The organism is Chitinophaga varians (genome assembly GCF_014529945.1).
Classification (GTDB): domain Bacteria; phylum Bacteroidota; class Bacteroidia; order Chitinophagales; family Chitinophagaceae; genus Chitinophaga; species Chitinophaga varians.
In genome coordinates this window covers 319,273-343,664 of the sequence record NZ_JACVFB010000006.1, presented here as the reverse complement: position 1 = coordinate 343,664, position 24,392 = coordinate 319,273, and the positions used below count along the sequence as shown (strand labels likewise).

The window sequence follows — 24,392 nt, the reverse complement described above, 5'->3', positions numbered from 1 at the left end:
ATCAATATGCTCAGCTACGCGCTATCACTTCATCCGCGGCCCTGTTGCCATGATAAAAAGCTTCTTCAAAAATGGAGATCCCGCTCAAATCCGAGTGGGCCGGAAAAACATTCGGATACGGATGCTCACGGGCTCTCTTCAGTTCTTCACTGCTGATAAAACCAGGATATGGCCTTACCATGCCATGCCCCCATACCTGTACATCTATCTGCCGGATCAATCGGTGTATATCTTTGTGGGCCGTTTCCAAATCATCAGCAATCAACTTCACCCAATGGGCGTGGTCCAATGCCAGCGCGTATTTGCGGGAGGCAACAGCACCCAGGTGGTCCAGCGGCAGATACCAGGTAATGACCTGCTTTGGGGGAGCAGTCGCTGAAAGCGTTTGTTGCTGGGCATTGACATACCCGAGCGAACGTCCTTTATATACTACGTTGTCCCAGCTGAGCGGATACCCGCTCGACGCGGGGACCTCGTCCAGCGTCACATTGGCAACTACCCATGGTGAATATACGAAAGCAGTGGCGTGCGTCATTGCCGGCAATAACCGATGGGTAATGAACTGGGGAGTAGCCATGATACAATGATCAGCGATGATGCCTTTGGTAATATGTTCTTTTACGTCATAATAATCCACCTGCACCTTTTCCCCCACGCGGGATACCTGGTACACCAGGCTGTTGGTCAACAGCGCATCCTTGCTGAATTGCAGCAGATGTTGCGTCAACCGGCCATTGCCCTGTGGCCAGGTCAGTACCTGCGACGCATCTGCATTAGCGGCCCTGCCCTTGCGACCGGCAAAATAGTGAATGCCCGCCCAGGCACTGATAGCGCCGGCATCTGCGCCATAGTCATCACGACAACAATAATCCAGGTACCAGTTCAACTCCTCACTATGATACCCCTGTTGGTGCAACCATGTTTTCATGCTGATGTGATCGAGCGCTGTAAACAGCGGGTCCGTGGAGCTGTTGGCCACCGGAATATCAAAGGCAAAACGCTGATCGGCGCCTTTCACCCGGCGCAAACGTTCCATTTCGGCCAGAAAACGTTGGATCTCCTCCGCCACAGCGGGCGTAATGCCCAGTTGTGGTATCAGTCCCTCCTGCCATCTGTTGTGAATAAACAATCGCTCCTCCGGATCAAAACAAAGGTCTGTTTCATGATATACCGGTACGCCGTCAGGGTCATAGCCGGTGAGAATACCTGCTTCTTCCAGTAATGCCAATAATGCTTTATTATCCGGATTGGGCAACGGGAGATAATGTGCGCCCAGCGGATAAGCGGAATAGGCATTTTCGCCATAACCGGCATTACCACCGGCTGTTGGCTCCAGCTCCAGCATGGTGAAGGGTATGCTGTGCTGCCGCAGCTTCCGCGCGGCGGACAGCCCGGCCACGCCGCTGCCAACGATCACCGTGTTCGTATGCCCGGTAACGGTAGGCGTGGGAAATCCACCCGACCGCAAACGGTGGCCTACAGCGGCAGACGCGCCGTTTATTTTACCGGTGATATGAGCGTATTTATCTGTTTTATTGGTACATGCCGTATACTGCCCCACGGTGATGGTTCCCCCGGCGATCAATGCCATATAACGCAGGAAGTCTTTCCTCGTCAGTGGTTTACTCCTGGTATTTTCCCCATTCATCTTCAAAATATTGTACCAATACCTGGTTGTTTAATTGATTGGGACGAACGGTCCTTTTATCCATGTCTGCTGTAAACTGCCGCATCTGCGGAAATACGGCGGCAGCGAAGTAACGCAACCCTTCCGGCACAGCATCCTGTTGCTGATGCAATGCTGAAGGAGAGGCCATCACATATCCCCATTCTCCGAAAGAAGGCACATAGGTATGATAAGGGATGGTATGATACCCACAAGTCTGTAACGTAGTATCTACGCACCAGAACGCCCGGGGGGCCACATAAGGAGAAGTGGACTGCACCACCACTACGCTGCTGTCGCTCAATGAGCGCCGCAGCTGACGATAAAAAGCAGTAGTATATAGCTTGCCTACAGCATAGTTACCAGGATCCGGAAAATCAATGATCACCACATCATAGAGGGCTTTGTTTGCTTTGAGCCACTGAAAGGCATCGGCATTCACCACCGACAGTTTGGGCGATTGCAGAGAATGGGCGTTTAGTTTTGTCAGCAACGTATTCCCCCGGAAAAGCCGGGTCATGGCAGGGTCCAGGTCCACCAGCGTGATATGCTCCACATCAGGGTACTTCAACAGCTCGCGTGCTGCCATGCCATCACCACCACCCAGAATAAGCACCTGCTGATGAGCGCGGGCGTACATCATCACCGGATGCACCAACGCCTCATGATAACGGTACTCGTCTGCTGAACTGAACTGCAGGTTGCCGTTAAGATATAACCGGAGATCTGTTTTCCCGCTGGTCAATACAATCCGCTGATAGGGAGAAGTATGCGCAAATATGACCGGGTCGCGGAAAGCCATGCCCTCCGCGAAACTCATGATGGCATCTGCCCGGATGAAGATAGCTGTCAGAAAAAGGATCACCGCTATCGCTTTGATCTTTAAATATGCTGCCCATTTAATTTCCCGGTGGAACTTAACCAACACAATCATGGCCACCAATACATTGAGGATACCGAAAAAACAAGACGTGCGGATCAGCCCCAGATAAGGCACCAGCAACAAGGGGAACACAATCGACGCCAGCAAAGCGCCAATATAATCAAAGGTAAATACCCGGGACACCAGGTCGCGGAATTCATAACGGTTCTTGAGAATATTCATCAATAACGGCAGCTCCAACCCTACCAGCGTGCCGGTAAGTCCTACCAGCAGATACAATACCAGCCGGAAAGACATGGCATGTTCGAACAACAGGAACAATGCCGCGGAACTGATACCGCCCACAAACCCTACCAGGATTTCCAGCTGGATAAACCAACTCAATAACTCCTTCTTAAAAAAACGCGACAACCAGGCGCCTATCCCCATCGCAAACAGATAGACGCCGATAATGGTGGAAAACTGTGTCACAGAATCCCCCAATAGATAACTTGCCAGCGTACCCGCTACCAGCTCATAAATCAGTCCGCAGGTAGCAATAACAAATACAGAAAAAAGTAATAATATCTCCACGCGCGCTGCTGTGATTTAACCATGAATCGCTGAACTAATAATAAGGCCCATCGCAATAATGAAAGCCCCTACCACAATTGCCAACGCTACATTTTTGTTCTGTACAATTTCTTTCCAGGCATTCTCCGGCGTGATCCGGTCTACCAACCAGAAAGCTACCACCAGGATGACCACTCCCAGCAGGGAATAAACGATAGATGCCAGGATATACTTAAACTGCAATACTTCCATAAAAAGGATGTTATTTATGATGAAAACGATTAATACCGCCATGTGACCGGCTGTTACGGCTTCCGCCCGGCTCCCATTTCTCGGTGCTGGTACAGTTGCAAATCCGGTAACCATAATGGTTACTCAGCAACAGCGTGACAAGGAATAAAGTAAATACGCAGATCAGCCACTTGTCTGTCTGCCACAACTCCCCGATTTTTTTTATAATGATGTTCATACGTTACGAGATTAGAGGTTACTGCCTTCCCATCGACGGGATTCAAATGACCGGCGGATAGCCCAGATAACAATGGCGACAAGCGCCATCACAATAGACAGCAGGACTGCATTCCACAGGGAAGGCACATCCCACCAGGCGGTAAGGCCTATGCTCACAGGGGGCCCATTCGTATCTTTACTGAAGGTGGTCACGAAATGATAAGTGCCGGCAGGTACACTGCACACAAATTCCTTCTGCATACGGTCCCCCTCACTCCAGCGCTCTCCATCGGAAACGCCGCTATAGTACTCCGCCCCTATCACAAAGGCCGTTTCTTTTCCGGACTGCTCGTTTACCAGATTAACTTCCACTTCGCACCAGCTGTTGTCCACGTCTGTTTCCAGCTGTACCTCCATATTGGAAGTGCCTCCTTCCAGTTTAAAAGAAGGAGAGATAACAGGTTTGTTCACGTTAGAGGTATCCATATAAATCCGTTCATTGAACACCGGCACTTTTTTACTGTTAAAGGCGTACATGATCTGGATGACCAGGGCTAGCACACAGAATACCAGTGTGCCTTTCAGAAAACGCTGCGGGTCGATTCCCTTCGCCGGCTGGGCGGGCGCTATCCCTATACGCGGCGGCATGGCGGCCCCATTCAGGAACGCATTACTCACCTCTTCGGGTAAGGTATACGTTCCGCCGAAATAATCTTTTTCACGCTGATCATACGGATTTGTCTCTACCGCCAGCAATCGCGGAGGACAAATATATTCCACACAATCCAGGCCTTTGCGCAGGTTACTTTGCCAGTGCAGTTCCCCGTCGATATAGTTGTACTTTGCTCTGTACTTACTGAAACGCTCAAAAAAACCACCCTGCCAGGAGAGCCCTGTCACGTCGCCATTACTGGCGGGCTTGGGCAAATCCGCTCCAGACAATGGTTCCAGAAAGTTCCAATGACTGTCGTAGGTAGACAGGAAGGCCAGTTTCCGGTCATGGTCCCGCATCAGCGTGTATTCAAACCAATAGTAGTCTGTATTGGTTTCATATCGTTCGGCTACGGTAATGATCGTATAGGCATGCTCCTTCAATACGCCGCGCATGCCCGTCCGCAACAAGGGCGTTCTTTTGGGTCGATGGAGCGTATAGGATGAATGAATAGCGCGCGGGCCGACTTCGATCACCGCATAGCAGTTGCCACACACGTACATCAGTGCCTTTTCAGCATCAAATACATGATGGGACTGCTGGCACGAAGGACAAATTAACTCAGGGGAAAATTGGACACTCATGAAGGTATAAGGATTCTATCTTCTGATACAATGGGATTCATGACGGGTAACCTCGAAAAAACGGTGTAATGCCTCCATCATAGCAGTGGTAATAGCATCATTGTTCTTCCTGAAATTGGACAGGAACACATCACAGGTGCATAAACCATACTCCGGCCACGTATGTACGGAAATATGTGATTCTGTCAGGCAATGCACCGCAGTATAACCACCCGTCGGGAAATCGTGCACCGTATTGCCCACTTCCGTCAGTTCATGTTGTTTTATCTGGGTATCAATAAATGCGCGCCAGCTGCTACTCTCCAATAATAAATCTGTTCTCTGGGTATACAATGTCGCTAACAAATGTAGCCCTGGTTGGTACTCCATATAGGTTAATAAAAAATTCCGGCAGGAAAAATAATACTATAAATCGGAATATCCTTATACGACGTAAAATGGTTATCTCCACAAGATAAAAAGAAGGGGAGCCGATAATGGCTCCCCAGACAGCACGATAAGGCTGTTATGATTGCTGAACTGTTATACGACATACTCAAAACTGGGCGCGGCGTATAAACCATTACCCATGGGCACATTCATCAGTCCCTGCGCCAGATACTTCAGCTGGTACATCATCATCACCGCCTGTTCCAGCTTTTCCCGCTCCCCGTTTACGGTCTGATGTATCACCCGTAGCATATCGCAATAACACTTGTTGAACCGGTACATCATATCCCACTCTTCGGTACCTTTTTTGAAATCTTTCATTTTGATGTTCTCCTTTATGTTGTGCACCTGGTTCCAGTCCACCGGGAACTTATCACCGGTAGGGCCACCCTTTGGCGTATCTGTGGGCTTATAATAGCGCTCTTCGTGGATTTCGTTAAAACGGAAATAGTGCGCGTACTCCAGCTCTTCGCCGAAAAGCTGGTGATTGTTGTCTTCAATGGTACCGTCTATCCCTTCCCCTTGTCCTACTATTTCCGAGATGGCTTCTTCCGCTGTGGCCAGATCGTATACTTCTATCAGGCCGCCACCGCCGCCGTAAAACTGCTCGGGCCTGATTTGCCGGGAACGTTTACCGGTAAAGATATTGCCTTTGGCGCCCAGTCTCTTCAGTCCGTCCACGATCGCTTCATAAAACTGTCCGATGGAAGCGTAACGATCGGGCTGCGGTGGCGCGTCCTTTCCGGCGGGTTTTTCAATTTTCAGGAATGTTTCGATAGCCGGTTTGGAGAACTTCTGCAGATTCACTTCAAAAGCCTTGTTACTGTGAGGAAGATAAGTAGGATACTCCGGAATAAACTCCTTATGGGATATCGCCGGTGTCCCGCCGACTGCATTGAGGATATTACAGGCCAGTATCATGTGCAGCATCTCTTCCATGACCACCCCTTTGATGGCCCGGGCGGAGGTGTCGTTGGTATTTTCCCGGATGGAATACAAAGCAAACAGATAAGGCGGAATAGTGGAATGTTCGAGTTCTATCGCCACCTGCAGGTGTGAACGAAGCCCTTCTATGGTGGTGATCTTGTTAAACTCTGTGAGGGTAGGCTCTCCGCTTCGTATCAACCGATGACGGACGCCTGAAATGAGTTGATTGGTCTCCATGTGGATGGTGGATTAAGATGAATGATTATTTGAGTGCCTTTAAAATGTTTTCCGCGGCGGCGAAGGATAGCGCTGCCAACGTAAGCGTGGGGTTGGAAGTGCCCAGCGTCGCCATATTGCCCGCTCCTACCAGATAAAGGTTCTTATGGTCCCAGGCCTGTTGGTCCCGGTTCACCACAGAATTCTTTTCAGTGGTGCCCATGCAGTGTGTGCCCACCACATGCCCGGCCCCGCGGAATACGTATCCCTGACCATCATAAGTCGTATAGTCAGGCTCGTTAGCGGGGTAGTTTGTATAGTCCTGTACCCCCATGCCGGCAAAAATCTGGTCAGACACTGTTTTGGAGGCTTTGAAGGCTTTCAGCGAGTAGTCGGCCACGTTATAATTGATGATCGGCCGGTAATTCCCGATATTGTCCAGGTACTTGTTATCGATGGTCACCCGGTTGGTCTTTTCCGGCAACTGCTCACATTCAAAATGCAGTAATAGTTGTCTGGACAGTAAATCGCCGATGTAGGTCCGCAGGTCTTTACCATACAAATTGAGCGTAGACACGGCGTGGTCGAGGTCTGTGTCCGGTGAGCCGGTAGGCCAGCCCCAGCCCCAGTTGTCAATAGGCGATATCCAGGCGGCATGATGCTTTCTGAAATCACCGTCCCGGAAGGTGGGGATATTGGTAGTGGAGCCTGGTCCTCTGAAAGGATATACTTTGTCTTTCATCAGTCCCCAGGTGAGCAGCACCGTATGGTCCATGAGGTTACGCCCCACCTGGTCGCTGGTTTTGCAGGCCCCTGACGCCAGCAGTATTTTGGCGTTTTCAATGGCGTTGGCTGCCAGCACATAGATCTTGCCTTTGGCCGTGCCGGTCGTATAGTCTTTACTGTCAGGATGTGGATATTGTTTATACGACACCCCGGTGATATTGCCGTTGCTGGTATCGATATGAATTTGGGTAGCCACCGCCTGACTGAGTAGTGTCAGGTGTTCTTTTTTAGCGCTCTTCAGTGTTTTTAAAGCGTTGTACTTCGCCTGCACGGGGCAGATGGGCACACAGCTGGCATTGCCTTCGCAGCGTTGTCCGGAGTATGGGTCCCAGATGGCGCCTACCGGCACATACACATCGCTTTCTTTGGGGAAGGGCTTTAGCTCCAGTTTCTGGCTGGTCTTATTCCACACAGTAGCGGCGTAACGATACTTTTCGTTCGGCGTAGAGTTTCTGCCCTGCGGCGTACTGGTGCACTCCGGCGTATATACGTCTCCGTTAAGAGAAACTTTTAGCCCCTTTATGCCGTCTATAAACGATTTATCGATATAACTCTGGGGAATTTTATACATGGGAAACACATAATCCTTACCAAAAAAGTCATTTCCCATATTAGGATAAATCTGTTCGCTCACATCGCTGGAAACGCCTATTTCCCGTTCTGCCATTTCGTAGTAAGGTTTCAGGTATTCATAGTCAATGGGCCAGTCTACGGCCTGACCGTATTTGCTGCGCATTTTAAAATCATTGGGCAGCATACGCAGACAGGTGCCCAGCCAGTGCAGGGTAGTGCCCCCGGCCGCGCGGGCATAGTCGCTCGCAAACGGCAACGGTCCATTCTGCACAAAGTACCCTTTGGTGTCCGGTTTACCATTGATCTGCGTCATGTCCAGCACATTGGGTGATTCGGCGTCTTTTATGTCCGGATACGGCGCATTGGGCACCTTGGCCAGTGCCATATAATACGACCGCAGATAATCCTGATAGTTTTTATAAGCGCCTTCTGAATCGAAGGCCATTCCTGCTTCCAGTCCGGCTTCCAGCAGCAATACCTGTTTACCGGCCTGCGTCAGCGTTTTGGCAACGATAGATCCGGCAATACCGGAACCTACGATGACTACATCATATTCTTTGTTTTCCATTGTTGTGGGTGATTTAGTGAGATGTATCCGTTTATACCTGACCGTTATTATGACAACGGCGCAATGCTCCAGGAAGCAAAACCCGGCTGTTTGGAGCCTTCGGGGTGACTGCCCATGGCGTTCCATATCAGCCCCTGCTGGTAAGCTTCCGGGGAAACAAAATGGTTTTCATTTCCCTTAATGCCTTTGCCGTACTTCGCCATCCAGGCGGGAGGCAACGGGAGCCATGCTCCCCAATACCACATTTGAATGATATTACGGGTGAGGGGCCCGTATTTCAGGCTGGCCAGCAACTGCTGCCTGATTTCCCGGTCGAGCGCCGGTTCTTTGCCGCCCGTCTGCTGCAGAATACGGGCTGTAAGGGTCAGGTATTCATCGGTCATCTCTGTACCGATAACCCGGTGAACGGCGTCCAGATAAGACTGCGCCATTCCCGTGGCTACCAGGGCTATTTTTGAATAGCCGGTGAGCGGTACGGAAATAGCCAGAAATGCATCCAGACCTGCTGTGGTTTTGTCCATAAGCGATATTTATGAGGGTGAGATATGCAAGCGAAGAGGAACATTCAAATGAAAAATACATGGACAAGGTAACGACATGTCTGTCCGTCATACAAACAGTGGGGGCTTCCTCCCCTATAGATATTAGTAGACATTTGATGGTTATGTATTTGAGGGCTTCACCACGAAAACATTAAAGGGCTTCATCGATAATTGCGCTATTGAGTCCTGATGAATGGCTGCGTGTCTGGAATAGTTATATTCTAAATATAGAATAAATTTTCAAAACAAGAAAATTGATTCCATATAAAATGTTTCCATCCCTAACTAAATAAAAACAGCAAAGCCTGTGATTTTACACAGGCTTTTTTTGGGCTTACTGCTGTTTTACAAGAAGTCGGGTTTTTTGTTTTTTTTATTTTTTTAAAAAATACTGATCAGACGATGGCTCCGCGCTACGCTGACCGCACACTCATTTGATTAATGAATAATTTCCACTTTACTGGTCACCACCTCGCGATTGGCGTCTTCTATGTCATAGAATGTCAGGATATATAATCCGGCAGGTAAATCTGCCTTTGATATCATCGTAATGTTGCTGGTAATGATCCGGCTATCTCTTTCCCGGCCGGCCACATCATGCATCACCATGCGCAGCTGATGATGTATGCCCACCAGCTCTATCCGGAAATTACCGTCATTGGGATTGGGTGATATATTAACCTCGATCAGCCATGGTACCGGCTTAATGGCGCTATAAAATATTTTTCCGTCACGGCCGAATATTTTTAGCCGGTAGTAAGTCCAGTTGTCATACAAATCATCATCCCGGTAATGGTAGTCCAGCGGGCCGTTACTGGTACCGTTCAGGCTATGTGGCGCAATACTGGCCACGGTATAAAAACTGTCTTCGTTCTCCCGTCGCCGTTGTAATTCATAGTGGTCCAGGTTCACTTCCCTCGTTGAGCGCCAGTGGGTACCTACCCATTGAATCGTTTCCCGGTAAGCTTCAAAAAAGAGGGCCACGTCGGAAGTGAAATTCTTAAATGTCGCTACCGACAGGAACGTGTTAATTTCTCCACCGTCGCGGAACGTACGGCCGTTCAGGTAAGTATTGCGTTGCAAGGGGCCGGTGGTCAATGTGCCCGGGGTCCTCACGCCGGAAGGCGCTACGGTGTCCCATCCGGACCCGCTGCCATAGCGGGTGATATAACTACTGTCGCGATTCAGGGAAAAATTACTGCCTTCATCTGCCACCTGATGCTGTACCACCACGGTTACGTTGTTGAGCGAGCCGGAGTCCTGTTTGATGTGCCACGTTTTCAGCACGAAACCGGATGCGTCCATATTTCCTGACAGGGCATAACGGTAAACACTGTCGAACACCCTGGCCTGTATGGTTTTCGGCGCACTGCTATTATTCCTCAATGCCATGGGCGAATAACTGCCGGTAGTAGTGCCCATGGGAAATACCACCGTGCTGTCTGCAGCACCCACCTGTTCCCGGAACAGAAAGCCGCCGCCCGGTTGAGAACCTGTTACGATAAAGGACTGGTCCGAATAACCGGTAATATCACCGGGATAACCATTCCCGACCACCAGGTTCCAACCGTTCAGCAGCAAGTGTCCCGTTTCAAAGTTGAGGTGATAGCGCACTTTCAGGTCGCTTAAATCATCCAGGTAAACATCATTTACATTACCAATACTTAGGTTAGGGAAGCTCGCGCCAGCACCAGCGCTGGCGCTGTAGCCCCCATAGATATGCTGTGCTCCGTTGTTAATACCTTTTACCTGCAGGAAGCGGAAAATACCGCCCATATGCAGCTGGTGCGTATTGTTGTATTCATTTTCATCCGGCAAAACCGCCCCGTTGGCGTTTTCCCATTTACTCCCGTAGAAATTCACCACGCTTCCTTTCAAAGAACCAAAACGGCCATCATTTTTCACATCGCTGAAGATGGCCACGGTATCCTGCGCATGCACGCTGATATCGCCTCCCTGCGGCACATATACGCCCGTTTGCGCAACGCATACTTTCGTTCCTATCACGAGCCAGACAACCATATGGATGATACGGTTACGCATCAGGGATTGATAATGGTGACATCGAAGGTGACGCTGCCCAGCTTCTGGTTACCGCTGGCGCCTCCCCCGCTGTTGATAATATTGATGGTAACGGTGTTCACGGCACTCACAAAAGCGTAGGCTATGGCCAGGCCCTGTGGCAGCGCGCTCCGCGGATTCACGATCACTGATGCATTCAGATTGGCGCCGGTAACAGTGGCCGTCTTCGTCAGGCTGGTGGTATTAGTGATGTTGGTAGTATTGTCTGACAATGAAAAATTCGATTTGATCATACTACTCACCACGGTACCAGCCGCGCCCAGTTTGAAGTTGCCACCCACATCCAGTTTGGCTGCCGGCGCTGTATTGGCAATTCCCACATCCCCGGTCCCGTCTATCCGCATCGCTTCATTGGTGGTAGCGGTACCGCCGGTAATAAATATCAGGTTCTTGTTGTTGCTGGCGTTGCCAATCACAAAATTGTTACCGGTAGCATATAAGTAGGCGGTATTGGTGCTGCCAATGATCGTAGCGTTATTATACCCACCGGAGTTGATGCCCATGTCAATGAAATTGTTGGAACTATTGCCATTGTTGGCATAGGCTATGACATCCGTTCTGGCGCTCTGGCCCCCATGTAGGTTCTGTATGCTGATCTGCACATTACTGTTGACATTACCCTGGCCGCGTATGACGCTGTTAGAGGTAGATGTCCCACCGTCTACCAACAGGCGTTCCGGATTGGTGGCGTTGAAGGCGCTGGAACCGATGCCTACACTGCCTGTGCTGCTGATGCGCATTTTCTCGGTATTGTTGGTGATAAATGGCAGATCAAAATTAGTAGTGGTGCCGAGGTTCTGCAAAGCTGTTACGCCGTTCCCGCCCAACAACCACGCTCCTCCCGCAGAACCTGACACCGAAATAACACCGGTTGCACTGTTGTATACAATGCCAGTACCGGCGCTAAAAAGGGAGCGTACTTTAAGAAAAAAATTAGCGATATCGGTAGTGTCTACTGCAAAAAGCGCTTTTCTCCAGGCGCCGCTGCTGCGCACACGCAGACTGTTATCCCCCCGATAAAAGAGGATGGAACCGTCCGGCGCTGTGGTCAATGGCGCCACCGTGGTATCCGGTATCCGGGTCAGCAACAATCCCTGCGACTGACTTTCCAGTTCAAGCACAGATGATTTATTGATAACGGCGGGGTTCTTGCCCAGCTTTAACTGTTGCGCAATAGAAAACAGTGGAAGCAGCAGCAGGAAGATCATCAAACGGCACACATGAAATGTACTTCCCATAACAGCTAGTTGAATGATGAAAGCAGTAGGAATAGATCGCTACTTCTTAATCACGTACCAGTCTGTGCCATCTGTCTGCAGCGTCACAAACGTCCAGTCGTTGTAGATAATATAGTTACTGGAACCATCGATAGTACCGCCACTGGTGGCGATGGTCACTTCTTTATCGATGCCGCCGCTGCCGATTTTTTTGATGGTGTAAATACGGCCGGCAATAGTGCCCGGGCTGGGAAGGGTGATGGTCAGCGCGCCACCGGTAGCGTCAGCGAGTATGGTATTGTCGCCCGCAGTGACGGCATAGCTGCTGGTCACTTTGGTCAGGTTGGTAGACATAGAGCCGTTGACCTGGAAACTGGAGTTGGCTTTGGTGCCTTCCGCCACACCTACCGCCAGTGAGTCTTTGAAGCCCTTGTAACCGGCGAAGGTCTGCCCGCTGAGAAGATTCACCACGCCTCGTACGGTAGTAGATGCATCGGGAATATTGATCACCGTCTGCGTAGCTGAACTGCTGTCGATGTTGATATCATTGACAGAGCCGGGGCTTTTGCCTGTCGCCAGTGTTTTAAAGGCATTACTATTCAGTAGTCTTTGCACCAGGGTGCCGTCTGTTCGTCGGATCAACACATTGTTGCTGTCCGTTGGGGCGGCGCTGCCGATGGTCGTCAGCAGCAGATTGCCGTCGATAGTGGTATTTTGTATGATATGCAGATTGTTTTGGAAAGTCTTGTTGCCGCCGAAGGTCTGATCTACGGTAGAAACACCACCAGGATTAGTGGCGTCTGCTGCATGCAGCGTTAGTGTTCCATTACTGACACTGATTCCGTTAGCATCGGGTGTAACAGCAAATAAGGTGTGTAATATCTGGAATCGGGCAGAGGAATCAAACCGCAGCCAGTCTCCATAAGATAACAACCCGCGTGAGGTAGCACCGGTGCCTGTCTGTGTTGGTATATTAAAGGTGTGCACCCCACTGGCGGAACTAATGGTAAAATCTTTAGCCACGGCACTGTCTACGGCAAATGTCTGTGCGGTGTCCCTTAATCCGTTCAGCGAAGCGATAGCGTTGCTGAAGGCTGCCGCTGATATGGTACGTTGCAATAACTGTCCTGTAGCCGGTTCTATCATCAGTACCTGCAACTGGTTGGTACCTGCCGGTACCGTGCCGGCGCTCATGGTAATGCTGCCGCCGGCCGTCAGGCGCATCCTTTCAGTATTGCCTGTTTTAAAGATCACCGGCTGCTGATCGGTAGTACCCAGGAAGTTTTTGGTAGAATCTATACCAGCGTTGCCGGTAATGTTCCAGGTGCTGATACTGTCTGCAGACATACGCTGCCACTGCCCGTACTTCCTGATAAAAAGACTGGCAGAATCGGTCACATAAATGATCATACCATCAGGAGCAGTGTTCAATGGCGCCGCAGTAAGATTGGCGCCGGGTATCCTCGGCAGTAAAAGGCCCTGCCGGGTACTTTCCAGTTCAAGAATGGAGGACTTGTTGATCTGACTGGGGTTAGAACCAACTTTGAGTTGGGAAAATGCGGCTGAAAGGCCTGTGAAAAACATCAACAAAGTAAAGATCCAGCGCTTCATAAACACACATTTTAGAAATAAATGGTAAAAGGATAAAAAGAAACGACCCGCGATGATAAAAGAATAATGAAGAACGTACTGCCATGACGTAGGAGGGCAAGGCACCGCCATAAGGCGGTGCTGTCATGATGCAATCATGGCGAAAAGAAAATAAAAACCTGTTAGCACTGATTAGAACGATGGGGCTGATTGCTCACCTGGCGCATGAAGCACGCCTGTGGCATTGCCGACACATGACGATAGTATCAATGTTGATAATAAATAGTAATAAAAGCTGTTGTTAATGTGTATTCCCGGGGTAGTAAGAATAAACGATGAATTGGCATGTCTCGCCAACTATCCGTATGCATTCAAGCAGTTTAAGTATTCGGTCCTGTTGATAATAATGTTGCCAGCATGTAAACATGGAAATGTCCTGTTAGCGTATCTGATCCTGTAATAAAGTTAAAATAGTTTTTTACTGCCTGCGAAAACTTTTTGTCAATTATAAAAAGTAAATAGGGAAAGCAGCAATTTGCCGGTTTAACGTATAACAGTCTCCGTCAGTAACGGAAAAGAGTACTTTTTACGTCATTCAAAAAGCGCATCAAACCTGCTCCTGTAGCAACATTCAGCACCATCCATGCTTAACACTTGAATAACTAAACGAATTGTTAACGGTAGTTGACACTCCTGCCAATCATTGATAGGATTGGCTATCGGCAAAACAAAAAAAGGAGCGGCTTGCAAACACAATGCAGTGACACTATTTAACTTCATTTTAACGAGAGCCCTTATACATATATCTGTAGCGACCAAAATCGATAGCCCAATTCAATGATAGCAACCAAAATCTGTCAACCTGCTTCAGACTTGATGTAAACCCAAACCCTCAAAACCTGACAAATGAAAATCACTATTAAACAGGCCGCCGGCCTCTCCTTGATGGTTGCCATTCTTTGCGGAGTGGTGTATTCCTGTAAAAGAGATAACTCACAGGATCTTGTTCAGCAAGAACAACAAAAAGTTTCCGACGGCGTAAAAAATCAGATTGCCAGCCTCGGATACAACACCGATAATGTTCGCTCTGTGGAAGGTGGTTACGTAGTAGAAGGTGATATTTACCTGACCCACGAATCACTGAATTACAAACCCAATTCTCCTGTATTACGTATTGCCAACGATGAGCAATATCGTACCAGCTGTCTGATCACCGGTATTCCACGTACGCTCACTGTTTCTATCAGTGGCCTGCCTGCCGGTTATACTACCGCTACCGATATCGCCATTGCCCGTTACAATGCACTGAACCTGCGGCTGAAATTTGCCCGCGTATCCAGTGGCGGACAAATCCAGATCCAGTATGCCAGCCTTGGCGCCGGCATCCTCGGACAATCTGCTGGTTTCCCTAACTGCTCTACCGGCAACCCGCCAAGCCCAATCAAACTGAACTCCGATGCCAACGCACTGGGCAGCAACCCGAACCAGAACTATCTGGCTACCGTTATTGCCCATGAAATCGGCCATACTATCGGCTTCAGACACACTGACTATTTCAACCGTGCCTATAGCTGCGGCTCCGGCGGTAACGAAGGTTCTGCCGGCGTAGGCGCTATCAACATCCCGGGCACTCCTACCGGCGGAGATCCCAACAGCTGGATGTTGGCATGTATCCCCAACGGTGTAAACCGTCCTTTCAATGCTAATGATATCATTGCATTGAGATACCTGTATCAATAACCCAACAGGTAGCAGGCATGATAGGGTAACTGTCATGTATACACGGCATTTTCATCAGTTACAATATATCTTAAGGTTTCTCTTTGAAATCTAAGGGCCGGCTTATGCCGGCCCTTAGCCGTCATGTAAGAAAGTATACCGTCAAATGAGAAAAAATCAGTAAAATGTATCCATTTACCTTGAATATGTATCCTTACCACGTCGCTTCCGGACCTTAACTTTGCATATTATGGCCAAACGAATATTCAACATACGCGAGTTCAGCAATTATTTAAACATCAGCAAAGGGTTTAAAAATGAAGAACTCCATATCGTCGATTTTGCAGATCAGCAGGATATCCGGCTAAAGTCTGCCCCCGTTACCATCGACTTCTATCTGATAGCCATCAAACCACCGTTCGACAAACGTACTACCCCCGCTAACCTGCAGGAGGATCAGGCAAAGTCGCATATGTATGCGGACTGTCCCCATAATTCGCTCGACTGGGACATTACAACCCCCGATGCTGGTTATACTATCCTGGTGAGCGCCAAATTCCTCAACAAACACATCAAAGATTATAGCTTCATGCATTATAACAATCATGAAGCCCTCTTCCTGAGTAAAGAGGAAGAAACCATCGTCTGGGATATCTTCAAAAAAGCGCATGATGAATTTCAGAAAGAATTTTATTCCAGGGAAGTGATCACTTCCTACATCACCCTGATATTATCCTATACCCGGATTTTTTATGACAGGCAATTTGATACCCGAAGTAAAATATATCACAAGGTGATTGCCGATTTCTATAAAAACCTGGAAGACTTCTTCACGCAAAATGAACACGTGGCAGGATTACCGTCCGTGGCCTTCTTCGCACAGCGATCCAATCTCTCGCCCAATTATTTCGGAGACCTCATCAAACATTTTACCGGCAAATCACCTATTGATCATATCCATGACTACGTGCTGCAACTGGCAAAAGACAAACTGAAAAACACAAGTTTATCAGTCAGCGAAATATCCTATAGTCTGGGCTTTGATTACCCCAACTACTTCGCCCGTTTCTTTCGCAGGAAAACAGGCATCGCTCCCAGGGTATTCCGCAATCAGTAAGCGTCAATACGCCTGCTTCATCATAGCATCAAAGCAACCAACAGGTTGCTTTTTTGTTTGTAATAACGTCCCAAAGAAGATATTGAATGGAAGAGACCGGCCATAAACAGTAAAATGTCTCCGTTTTAACGTAATACGTCTACATTTTCAGGGGATGACTGCTTTTAACTTTGTACTGTCAAAATCAACAACAATTAAAAGCTTATCATTATGTCACAAACAGTAAATTTCCCTAATAGCAACAACACCAACATTACGATGTCTGCGATCATCAATTTTCCGGAAGGATTTGATCAGCAGAGAAAGTACCCCGCTATTGTGGTCAGTCATCCCGGCGGGGGCGTAAAAGAACAGACTGCCGGTTTATACGCTAAAAAACTGGCGGAACAGGGTTTTGTCACCATCGCCTACGATGCCTCCTACCAGGGGGAGAGTACCGGAGAGCCACGTCAGCTGGAAAACCCTTATATCAGAACGGAAGATGTCAGCGCTGTGATCGATTACCTTACCACACTGCCTTACATCGATCCGGAAAAAATCGGCGCCATGGGTATCTGCGCCGGAGCCGGCTATACTGCCAATGCCGCGATCAACGACCACCGCATCAAAGCAGTAGGCACCGTAAGCGCCGTCAACATAGGTTCCATGTTCCGCAATGGCTGGGATAACAATGTCAAAGATGCTGATGCACTGCCCTACCTGGTTGCAGGCTCCAACGCCAGAACAAACGACGCCAGCGGCGCTGCCGTAGCTACCATGCCGTTGGCCCCGCTGAAAGAGGAAGATGCCCCTAACGCAGAACTGCGGGAAGCCTGGGAATACTATCATACCGACAGATGCCAGTATCCCACCGCCCCCGGCTTCGCTACTGCCAGAAGCCTCACCCAGATCATCTCCTATGACGCCTACAACAAGGCCGAAGCGTTTTTTAATCAGCCCCTGCAGATCGTAGCAGGCAGCGTGGCCGGCAGCAAATGGATGAGCGACGACCTCTTCAACCGCGTGGCCAGCAAAGACAAAAACTTTCATATCGTGGAGGGCGCCAATCATATGTCACTGTATGATGTTCCTCAATATGTAGCGGAAGCCGTTAACGTATTGGCTCCTTTCTTTAAAAAAAATCTCTAACAGATAGTATATGTCACAGACAATAAAATACAAAAACAGAGCATGGGAAAATGCAGCATTGCTGCTCGTTCCCGAAGGTTTCGACGAAACAAAAAAATATCCGGCCATCATCAGCGTCCATCCAATCGGAAGCTGCAAGGAACAAACTTCCGGAAACATATATGGTACAGCACTCGCAGCAGAAGGGTTTGTGGTGCTGGTCATCGATGCCTCCTTTCAGGGACAAAGCGGCGGTGAACCACGATTTATCGAAGATCCCTACGAACGGGTTGAAGATATCCGCTGCGCCGTTGATTATCTCGTCACACTTCCTTATGTGGATGAAAACCGTATAGGCATTATCGGTATTTGCGGCGGCGGTGCATATTCACTGAATGCCGCCATGACCGAAAGACGTATCAAAGCTGTGGTCTCTGTTACCGGTGTCAACTTCGGCCGGTTACTAAGGGACGGTTTTGCAGGCGCGTCGCCGGTGGAAAGCCTGGAAGCCCTGGCCAGACAACGTACGGCTGAAGCCCGTGGCGGCACGCCAATGGTCAACAACCTGCTGCCCGCATCTGTGGAAGAAGGTAGAAAAGCCGGTATTCAGGACATCGATGTGCTGGAAGCAACCGACTACTACAAAACACCCAGGGGACAAAAGCCTAATGGCGCTACCAGCGTACTGTTTTCCCGCTTAAGCACCGGTCTCGGATGGGATGCTTTCCACCTGGCCGAAGTATTGCTGACACAACCGATTTTGGTGATCATTGGCGATAAACCGGGCGGGTTCGGCGCCTACAGAGATGGTTACGAAATCCACCACAGGGCCAAATCAGAAAAAAAGGAATTACTGGTGGTGAAAGGGGTCTCCCACTACGACCTCTATGATAAACCGGAAGCAGTGTCTCAGGCGCTTGCAAAAGCAATTCCTTTCCTCAAAGAAAATATTTAGTTCACTTATTCGTCATTAACCTGACCAGGTGTCAGGTTAATGACCTGTTTAATCACCTAAAGATCAATCGTCATGGCAAAAACTAAAGTACTGATATTAGGCGCGGGCGGTGCTATCGCGCAACAGGCCATCCCTCTACTGGAAAAAGATGACCACGTGGCGCTGACGCTGTTCGCCCGAAACAAAAAGAAAATTCCGCATGTACCCGCTTCCGCCACCGTCATCGAAGGCGATGTATTGAAGCATCAGGACCTGGACAAAGCCGTCAAAGGTCAGAATATCGTATATGCCAATCTTGCCGGCCCGATGGAAAAGCTGGCCAAAGCTATCATACAGGCGATGGAAGCCCATGGCGTCAAACGCCTCATCTTCATCACCTCGCTGGGCATCTACCATGAAATTCCGGGTAAGTTCGGCGCATGGAATGAAAAGATGATCGGGGAAGACCTCGTACGATACAGGCAGGCTGCTGATGCTATTGAAGCCTCTTCGCTGGACTATACCCTCGTAAGACCTTCCTGGCTGACCGACAAAAATGAAACGGACTACGAAACCACCCGGAAGGGAGAGCCCTTCACCGGTACAGAAGTAGCCCGCAAAGCCGTAGCAGCCTATATCACGGACATCATCAAACATCCGGAGAAAGATGTCAGGGCCAGTGTAGGTGTCAACAAACCAGGTGTATACGGCGATAAACCATCGTTCTATTAAATTTAAATAATCACTATCAGAAACGATTTAAAGCACTAAATTTAATATATGTAATCATATTCCGGAGAGTGCTTTAATCAACCTTTAACTATACACGCCGCATGCTCGAACATTTCCCCTTTTATTTGGCCATCATCGTTTTGATAGTGTTATTAATCATGCTGGGCAACCGGATCAAAGTGGCTTACCCTGTACTGCTCGTACTGGCAGGACTAGCCGTCAGTTTCATCCCCGGTATCCCGGTCCTCAAAATAGATCCCGAACTGATTTTTATTATTTTCCTTCCTCCGCTGTTGTATGAAGCCGCCTGGGCCAATTCCTGGAAAGAGCTCTGGCACTGGCGGAGGATCATCGGCAGCTTCGCCTTTGTAGTGGTATTCCTCACCGCCATCTCGGTGGCATTGGTGGCCAATGCGTTCATCCCCGGATTCTCGCTGGCACTGGGTTTCCTGTTGGGAGGCATCGTCTCCCCGCCGGATGCGGTGAGCGCCAGCGCCATCCTGAAATTCGTCAAAGTACCCAAAAGAATGGCTTCCATACTGGAAGGAGAAAGCCTGCTCAACGACGCCTCTTCCCTGATCATTATGCGCTTCGCCATGGTGGCCGTAGCCACCGGCCAGTTCATACTCTACAAGGCGGCCTTCACCTTCGTGTGGATGGTTGTCGGCGGCGTGGCCATCGGTCTGCTGATCGGATTCATTTTCATCAAAGCCCATAAATTACTCCCCACCGATGTCAACATGGACGTCATCCTCACCCTCGTCACGCCTTATGCCATGTACATCGGCGCTGAAGCAGCCCATGCGTCCGGCGTGCTCGCCGTGGTAAGTGGCGGCCTTTTCCTCTCCTATCACAGACACCGCTTTTTAAGCGGCACTTCGCGTTTAAGAACAGAGACCGTCTGGCAAAGCCTGGTCTTCCTGTTGAACGGACTGGTCTTTATCCTCATCGGCCTGGACCTGCCCGAGATAACGGCAGGCCTCAAAGCGGAAGGTATCAGCTTCTATCAGGCTACCGGCTACGGGCTTTTAATCACCGCCACCCTGATCGTCGGCAGACTGCTGGCAGGTTATGGAGCAGCTATCACCACGGTCGTTGCCGGACGTTTCATTACCGTGGCCGACAGAAACCCCGGCTTCAAAGCGCCACTCCTCCTCGGATGGACCGGCATGCGGGGCGTGGTGTCCCTGGCAGCTGCGCTGTCTATCCCCATAGCTTTCAACAACGGCGTACTCTTTCCCCAGCGTAACCTGATATTGTACATCACCTTTATCGTCATTCTCGTAACGCTGGTCCTGCAGGGTTTAACACTTCCTTTGCTGATCAAAAAAGTAAAGCTCCCGGATTTTCATGACCACCTGCCGGAAGACGAAACAGAAACCATGATCAGAGAAGAGCTGGCCCGTACATCACTCACCTATCTGCAACAGAATCACCCGGCAGACATGGAACAGAACCTCCATCTGCAACAACAGGCACTCCAATGGCAAAACCAGCTGCAATTCAATAAAACAGTAGCCCTCCCCGAGAACGTCAAATCGATCTATAAAAAAATACTCGAAGAACAACGCAATTTTCTGCTAAATAAGAATAAGACCGAAGAACAGATAGATGAAGAGATCGTCAGGAAATTCCTGCATCACATCGATCTGGAAGAAGAAAAATTAAAACTGGATTAATGAAGAAAAAATACGGCCAGGCGCCGGACATACAGCGGAAAGCATATTTCAACACGCTTCCCAATTATAAAAACGGACAGTTCCAAAACCAGATCCCCACACCGGCGCTGGTAGAAGGACAAAATATGTTTAAAGTGCTCTGGCATTTCTTTGGTAAACATACAGACACGGAGCCAACATCACCTATTCCATTTGTCACCACAGACCTAAAACACCTTCGCCCCGAAGAAAATGTGCTGGTCTGGTTTGGACATAGCTCCTATTTTATACAGGTAGATGGAAAAAAACTGCTGGTAGATCCGGTTTTCAGCGGCAACGCCTCACCGGTAAGAGGATCAGTAAAAGCCTTTCCCGGCTCCAATCACTACCAGGTCGATGACCTCCCGGACATAGACCTGTTGCTGATTTCCCATGATCACTGGGACCATCTGGACTATTCGACCATACAACAACTGCAGCCGAAAGTAGGAAAAGTGATTTGCGGATTGGGTGTAGCGCAACATTTTGAATACTGGGGCTGGGATAAAAGTAAACTGACAGAAAAGAACTGGTACGAAAGCATCACGCCATTCGAAGGCTTCCATGTAACGCTAACGCCTGCACGACATTTCTCCGGCAGGCTCTTTAACAGGAACATCTCTCTGTGGACCTCCTACGTATTACAAACACCCACTAAGAAGCTTTTCCTCGGCGGCGACAGCGGCTACGGCCCCCAGTTCAAAGAGATCGGAGAACGCTTCGGCCCCTTCGACCTCGCCATACTGGAATGCGGACAATACAACGAGCGATGGCCTTATATCCATTCGCTCCCGAATGAAGTGGTCAAAGAAGCAGGGGAACTGAAAGCAGCGGCCTTTATGCCGGTACACAATTCCAAATTCAAACTGGCGCAACATCCGTGGTATGAACCGCTCCATCAGACTACCCTACTTGCGGAAGCTGCCCACATACCAGCCATTACACCACAAATCGGAGAAAAAGTAGATCTCAGCCAGCCCGGCAAAGTCTGGGAAAAATGGTGGGAGAAATTATCACACCCATAACAACTGTCGTCCATGAAACTGAAAGTGATCATAACCGGGGCCACCGGCATGGTGGGGGAAGGCGTGATGCAGGAGTGTATCGCCAATCCCAACGTAGAAAAAATCCTGCTGATCAACCGCAAACCGTCAGGGTTTGTGCATCCCAAGGTAATGGAGGTCCTCCACAACAATTTCAGCGACATCTCTCCTATCGTGGACCAGCTGAAAGGATATGACGCCTGTTACTTCTGTCTCGGCGTTTCATCTGTTGGCATGAAAGAGGCGGCGTACTACGCTGTCACCTATACGCTTACACTAAACTTCGCCGGCAGCCTGGCAGCCGTCAATCCGGGCATGACCTTCTGTTACGTTTCCGGTGCAGGCACAGATAGCTCCGAAAAAGGAAAAGTAATGTGGGCACGCGTGAAAGGGAAAACAGAAAACGATCTCACAAAACTTCCGTTTAAAGCGGCTTACAATTTCCGTCCGGCGTTTATGAAAGCTACCCCGGGAGCGAAGAACCTGAAGACACTTTACAAAATGCTGAGTTTCTTATACTTCCTCAGAAGTATCTTCCCCAATTATTTCCTTACGCTGGAAGAAGTAGGAAAGGCCATGATCAATGTTACCATCCATGGCTATTCTAAAAAAATTCTAGAAGTCAAAGACATCGCTGCCCTCGCAAAGGAAAGTTAACTGATCAACTTTAGTGACTCCGCCATCCTGCAGGCTTCCATAGAATTAGCCACATGCAGTTTCTCCAGGATATTCTGCCGGTGGCGGTGCACCGTGTTAACGCTGATGGAAAGCAGCGCCGCAATATCCCTGCTCTTTTTCCCTTTCTTGATCAGCAGCAACACATCTTTCTCCCGGCTGGTCAGGATGTCATCCACCTGATACTCGTCGTCACCAATCGTTTCTCCCGTTTTAGTATTGACGATCGATCCCTGATACGCCGCTGCTGCACCGGCTTCAAATGAAAGATTATACAGACATAGCGCCAGCCAGATGCTGCCATCTTCCGTACTCTGAATATAAAACATACGGTGTTTTACCGCTACATAGGTGTTTCGTTTATCGCGCATGCGAATATTGCTCACCAGCTGATAATCCGATCTTTCCGCTACAGGGAGGCTTTTCAGCAGATGAAAAAAGCGCAGCTCCAGCGCGTATTTCTCTATCAGGTCTTCTTCCTGTATTTTCCGGAGAATGTCTTCCTCCCAGATAGACCCGATTTCTTTCATGCCCGCCGATTGTTCGATGCCCAGCGTTGCAGCTACTCCACCGGTATAGATGTAACTTTTATTGCTTTTCAGATCACTTAACACGCTGACGGAATTTTCCATCTGCGCATACACCTGCGCTATCATTTGTGACCGGGAAAGTTTCACGGATGCATCGCTGTCATCAAATGTCTGCAGCAGCAAATAGTCATTGAGCGTATCCAGTATGTTCATGATAAGTAAATATGGTTATTTTTAACCATTGCCCATTCATTTACAGGGATTTACCTTTGCGAAGGTATATATTTTACATGGTTAATAATCACCAACGGAAACCGATTCAAATTTTAAATACCGTATGAAGAAACTTATTCTGAGTGTGTGGATGATGTCTGTGTTGCACACGCTTTCAGCGCAGTCGCTGGAGAAAATGCAGTGGTTCAATGAGCCGGCCAAATGGGAAGTAAAACAAAACGCCCTGTCTATGTTTGTTACCCCCCAGACGGATTACTGGCGTATATCACATTATGGTTTTACAGTAGATGACGCGCCTTTCTATTACGCAACCTACGGTGGTGAATTTGAAGCGAAAGTAAAGTTGACCGGCGACTACCAGGCACGGTTTGATCAGATGGGAATGATGATCAGGATTGACCAGGAACACTACATCAAAACCGGCGTAGAGTTCTACGACGGCAAGTTTAATGTAAGCACGGTGGTCACCAACCAAACCAGCGACTGGAGCGTACTGCCACTGGACAAAACACCGCCTTTCATCTGGATCAAGGCCGTCAGGAGACTGGACGCCGTGGAGATCTATTACTCCTACGATGACAAGCATTACGTAATGACCCGCAACGCTCCTTTAAAAGACAATCATCCCGTGATGATTGGCCTCATGGCTGCATCACCCGATGGAAAAGGATTTCAGGCGAAGTTTGAAAACTTCAGCGTTACACACCTCCCCGATCAACGAAGACTAAACTGGCTGCAGCAAAATGCCGAAAAATAACGAGTGCAAAAAGGCTTCAGGCAATATTGCCTGAAGCCTTCATGTTTAACGAAACATTCGATGGCATCTT

Annotated in this window: 22 protein-coding genes; 9 read left to right on the top strand and 13 right to left on the bottom strand. The window is 49.0% G+C overall.

Features of this window, described 5'->3' with window-relative positions; all coding sequences use genetic code 11:
• Positions 1-10 precede the first annotated feature (10 nt).
• The 12 genes from ICL55_RS27815 to ICL55_RS27760 form a co-directional block, all read right to left on the bottom strand.
• On the bottom strand, positions 11-1,648 hold the full coding sequence (locus ICL55_RS27815; protein ID WP_188103786.1) for an FAD-dependent oxidoreductase: 1,638 nt from the start codon (positions 1,646-1,648) through the stop codon (positions 11-13).
• Positions 1,623-3,122, bottom strand: a complete 1,500-nt coding sequence (locus ICL55_RS27810; RefSeq protein WP_343067891.1) for a polyamine aminopropyltransferase — start codon at positions 3,120-3,122, stop codon at positions 1,623-1,625. The genes ICL55_RS27815 and ICL55_RS27810 overlap by 26 nt, the downstream gene beginning before the upstream one ends.
• A 15-nt stretch (positions 3,123-3,137) precedes the next feature.
• Entirely contained in the window at positions 3,138-3,353 is a 216-nt protein-coding gene (locus ICL55_RS27805; RefSeq protein ID WP_188103784.1) for a DUF350 domain-containing protein, read from the bottom strand.
• A gap of 10 nt (positions 3,354-3,363) precedes the next feature.
• Positions 3,364-3,570 carry a hypothetical protein gene (locus ICL55_RS27800; protein ID WP_188103782.1) on the bottom strand — a complete coding sequence of 69 codons (207 nt, stop codon included), beginning with the start codon at positions 3,568-3,570 and terminating at the stop codon, positions 3,364-3,366.
• Positions 3,571-3,581: 11 nt separating this feature from the next.
• Positions 3,582-4,847 carry a DUF4178 domain-containing protein gene (locus tag ICL55_RS27795; RefSeq protein WP_188103780.1) on the bottom strand — a complete coding sequence of 422 codons (1,266 nt, stop codon included), beginning with the start codon at positions 4,845-4,847 and terminating at the stop codon, positions 3,582-3,584.
• Between the two features lie 15 nt (positions 4,848-4,862).
• Complete coding sequence (locus tag ICL55_RS27790; protein WP_223151626.1) at positions 4,863-5,192, bottom strand: S-adenosylmethionine decarboxylase family protein; 330 nt, start codon at positions 5,190-5,192, stop codon at positions 4,863-4,865.
• Between the two features lie 177 nt (positions 5,193-5,369).
• Positions 5,370-6,440, bottom strand: a complete 1,071-nt coding sequence (locus tag ICL55_RS27785; RefSeq protein WP_188103776.1) for a ferritin-like domain-containing protein — start codon at positions 6,438-6,440, stop codon at positions 5,370-5,372.
• A 25-nt stretch (positions 6,441-6,465) separates the two neighbouring features.
• Positions 6,466-8,346, bottom strand: a complete 1,881-nt coding sequence (locus tag ICL55_RS27780) for a GMC family oxidoreductase (protein ID WP_188103774.1) — start codon at positions 8,344-8,346, stop codon at positions 6,466-6,468.
• A gap of 47 nt (positions 8,347-8,393) precedes the next feature.
• Positions 8,394-8,867, bottom strand: a complete 474-nt coding sequence (locus ICL55_RS27775) for a hypothetical protein (protein ID WP_188103772.1) — start codon at positions 8,865-8,867, stop codon at positions 8,394-8,396.
• Between the two features lie 459 nt (positions 8,868-9,326).
• Positions 9,327-10,931, bottom strand: coding sequence for a T9SS type A sorting domain-containing protein (locus ICL55_RS27770; RefSeq protein ID WP_188103770.1), 1,605 nt, complete (start codon positions 10,929-10,931; stop codon positions 9,327-9,329).
• Positions 10,931-12,208 (bottom strand): hypothetical protein, encoded by a 1,278-nt coding sequence (locus ICL55_RS27765; protein WP_188103768.1) that lies wholly within the window; start codon positions 12,206-12,208, stop codon positions 10,931-10,933. Before ICL55_RS27765 ends, ICL55_RS27770 begins: the two co-directional genes overlap by 1 nt.
• Before the next feature lie 39 nt (positions 12,209-12,247).
• The gene (locus ICL55_RS27760; RefSeq protein WP_188103766.1) at positions 12,248-13,798 is read right to left on the bottom strand and encodes an autotransporter outer membrane beta-barrel domain-containing protein; all 1,551 of its coding nucleotides are present in this window, start codon (positions 13,796-13,798) and stop codon (positions 12,248-12,250) included.
• Between the two features lie 885 nt (positions 13,799-14,683).
• Here ICL55_RS27760 and ICL55_RS27755 point away from each other — a divergent pair.
• From ICL55_RS27755 to ICL55_RS27720, 8 genes are all read left to right on the top strand, one after another.
• Positions 14,684-15,517: a M57 family metalloprotease gene (locus ICL55_RS27755; RefSeq protein WP_223151625.1), complete on the top strand. Its 834-nt coding sequence runs from the start codon at positions 14,684-14,686 to the stop codon at positions 15,515-15,517.
• A gap of 229 nt (positions 15,518-15,746) precedes the next feature.
• Positions 15,747-16,613: a helix-turn-helix domain-containing protein gene (locus ICL55_RS27750; RefSeq protein WP_188103764.1), complete on the top strand. Its 867-nt coding sequence runs from the start codon at positions 15,747-15,749 to the stop codon at positions 16,611-16,613.
• Between the two features lie 210 nt (positions 16,614-16,823).
• Positions 16,824-17,741, top strand: coding sequence for an alpha/beta hydrolase (locus ICL55_RS27745; RefSeq protein ID WP_223151624.1), 918 nt, complete (start codon positions 16,824-16,826; stop codon positions 17,739-17,741).
• Positions 17,742-17,751: 10 nt separating this feature from the next.
• A complete protein-coding gene (locus tag ICL55_RS27740; protein WP_188103762.1) occupies positions 17,752-18,675 on the top strand; it encodes an alpha/beta hydrolase in 924 nt (307 codons plus the stop codon).
• A 72-nt stretch (positions 18,676-18,747) separates the two neighbouring features.
• Positions 18,748-19,386, top strand: coding sequence for an SDR family oxidoreductase (locus ICL55_RS27735; protein WP_188103760.1), 639 nt, complete (start codon positions 18,748-18,750; stop codon positions 19,384-19,386).
• Positions 19,387-19,487: 101 nt separating this feature from the next.
• The gene (locus tag ICL55_RS27730) at positions 19,488-21,065 is read left to right on the top strand and encodes a Na+/H+ antiporter (protein ID WP_188103757.1); all 1,578 of its coding nucleotides are present in this window, start codon (positions 19,488-19,490) and stop codon (positions 21,063-21,065) included.
• Positions 21,065-22,108: an MBL fold metallo-hydrolase gene (locus tag ICL55_RS27725; protein WP_188103755.1), complete on the top strand. Its 1,044-nt coding sequence runs from the start codon at positions 21,065-21,067 to the stop codon at positions 22,106-22,108. Before ICL55_RS27730 ends, ICL55_RS27725 begins: the two co-directional genes overlap by 1 nt.
• Positions 22,109-22,120: 12 nt before the next feature.
• Entirely contained in the window at positions 22,121-22,783 is a 663-nt protein-coding gene (locus ICL55_RS27720; protein WP_188103753.1) for a Rossmann-fold NAD(P)-binding domain-containing protein, read from the top strand.
• Here the strand turns inward: ICL55_RS27720 and ICL55_RS27715 are convergent.
• The gene (locus ICL55_RS27715) at positions 22,780-23,544 is read right to left on the bottom strand and encodes a response regulator transcription factor (RefSeq protein ID WP_188103751.1); all 765 of its coding nucleotides are present in this window, start codon (positions 23,542-23,544) and stop codon (positions 22,780-22,782) included. The two genes, ICL55_RS27720 and ICL55_RS27715, sit on opposite strands and share 4 nt — an antisense overlap.
• Positions 23,545-23,668: 124 nt before the next feature.
• Here ICL55_RS27715 and ICL55_RS27710 point away from each other — a divergent pair, with 124 nt between their 5' ends.
• Positions 23,669-24,322 carry a DUF1349 domain-containing protein gene (locus tag ICL55_RS27710; RefSeq protein WP_188103749.1) on the top strand — a complete coding sequence of 218 codons (654 nt, stop codon included), beginning with the start codon at positions 23,669-23,671 and terminating at the stop codon, positions 24,320-24,322.
• The last annotated feature ends 70 nt before the right edge of the window (positions 24,323-24,392 follow it).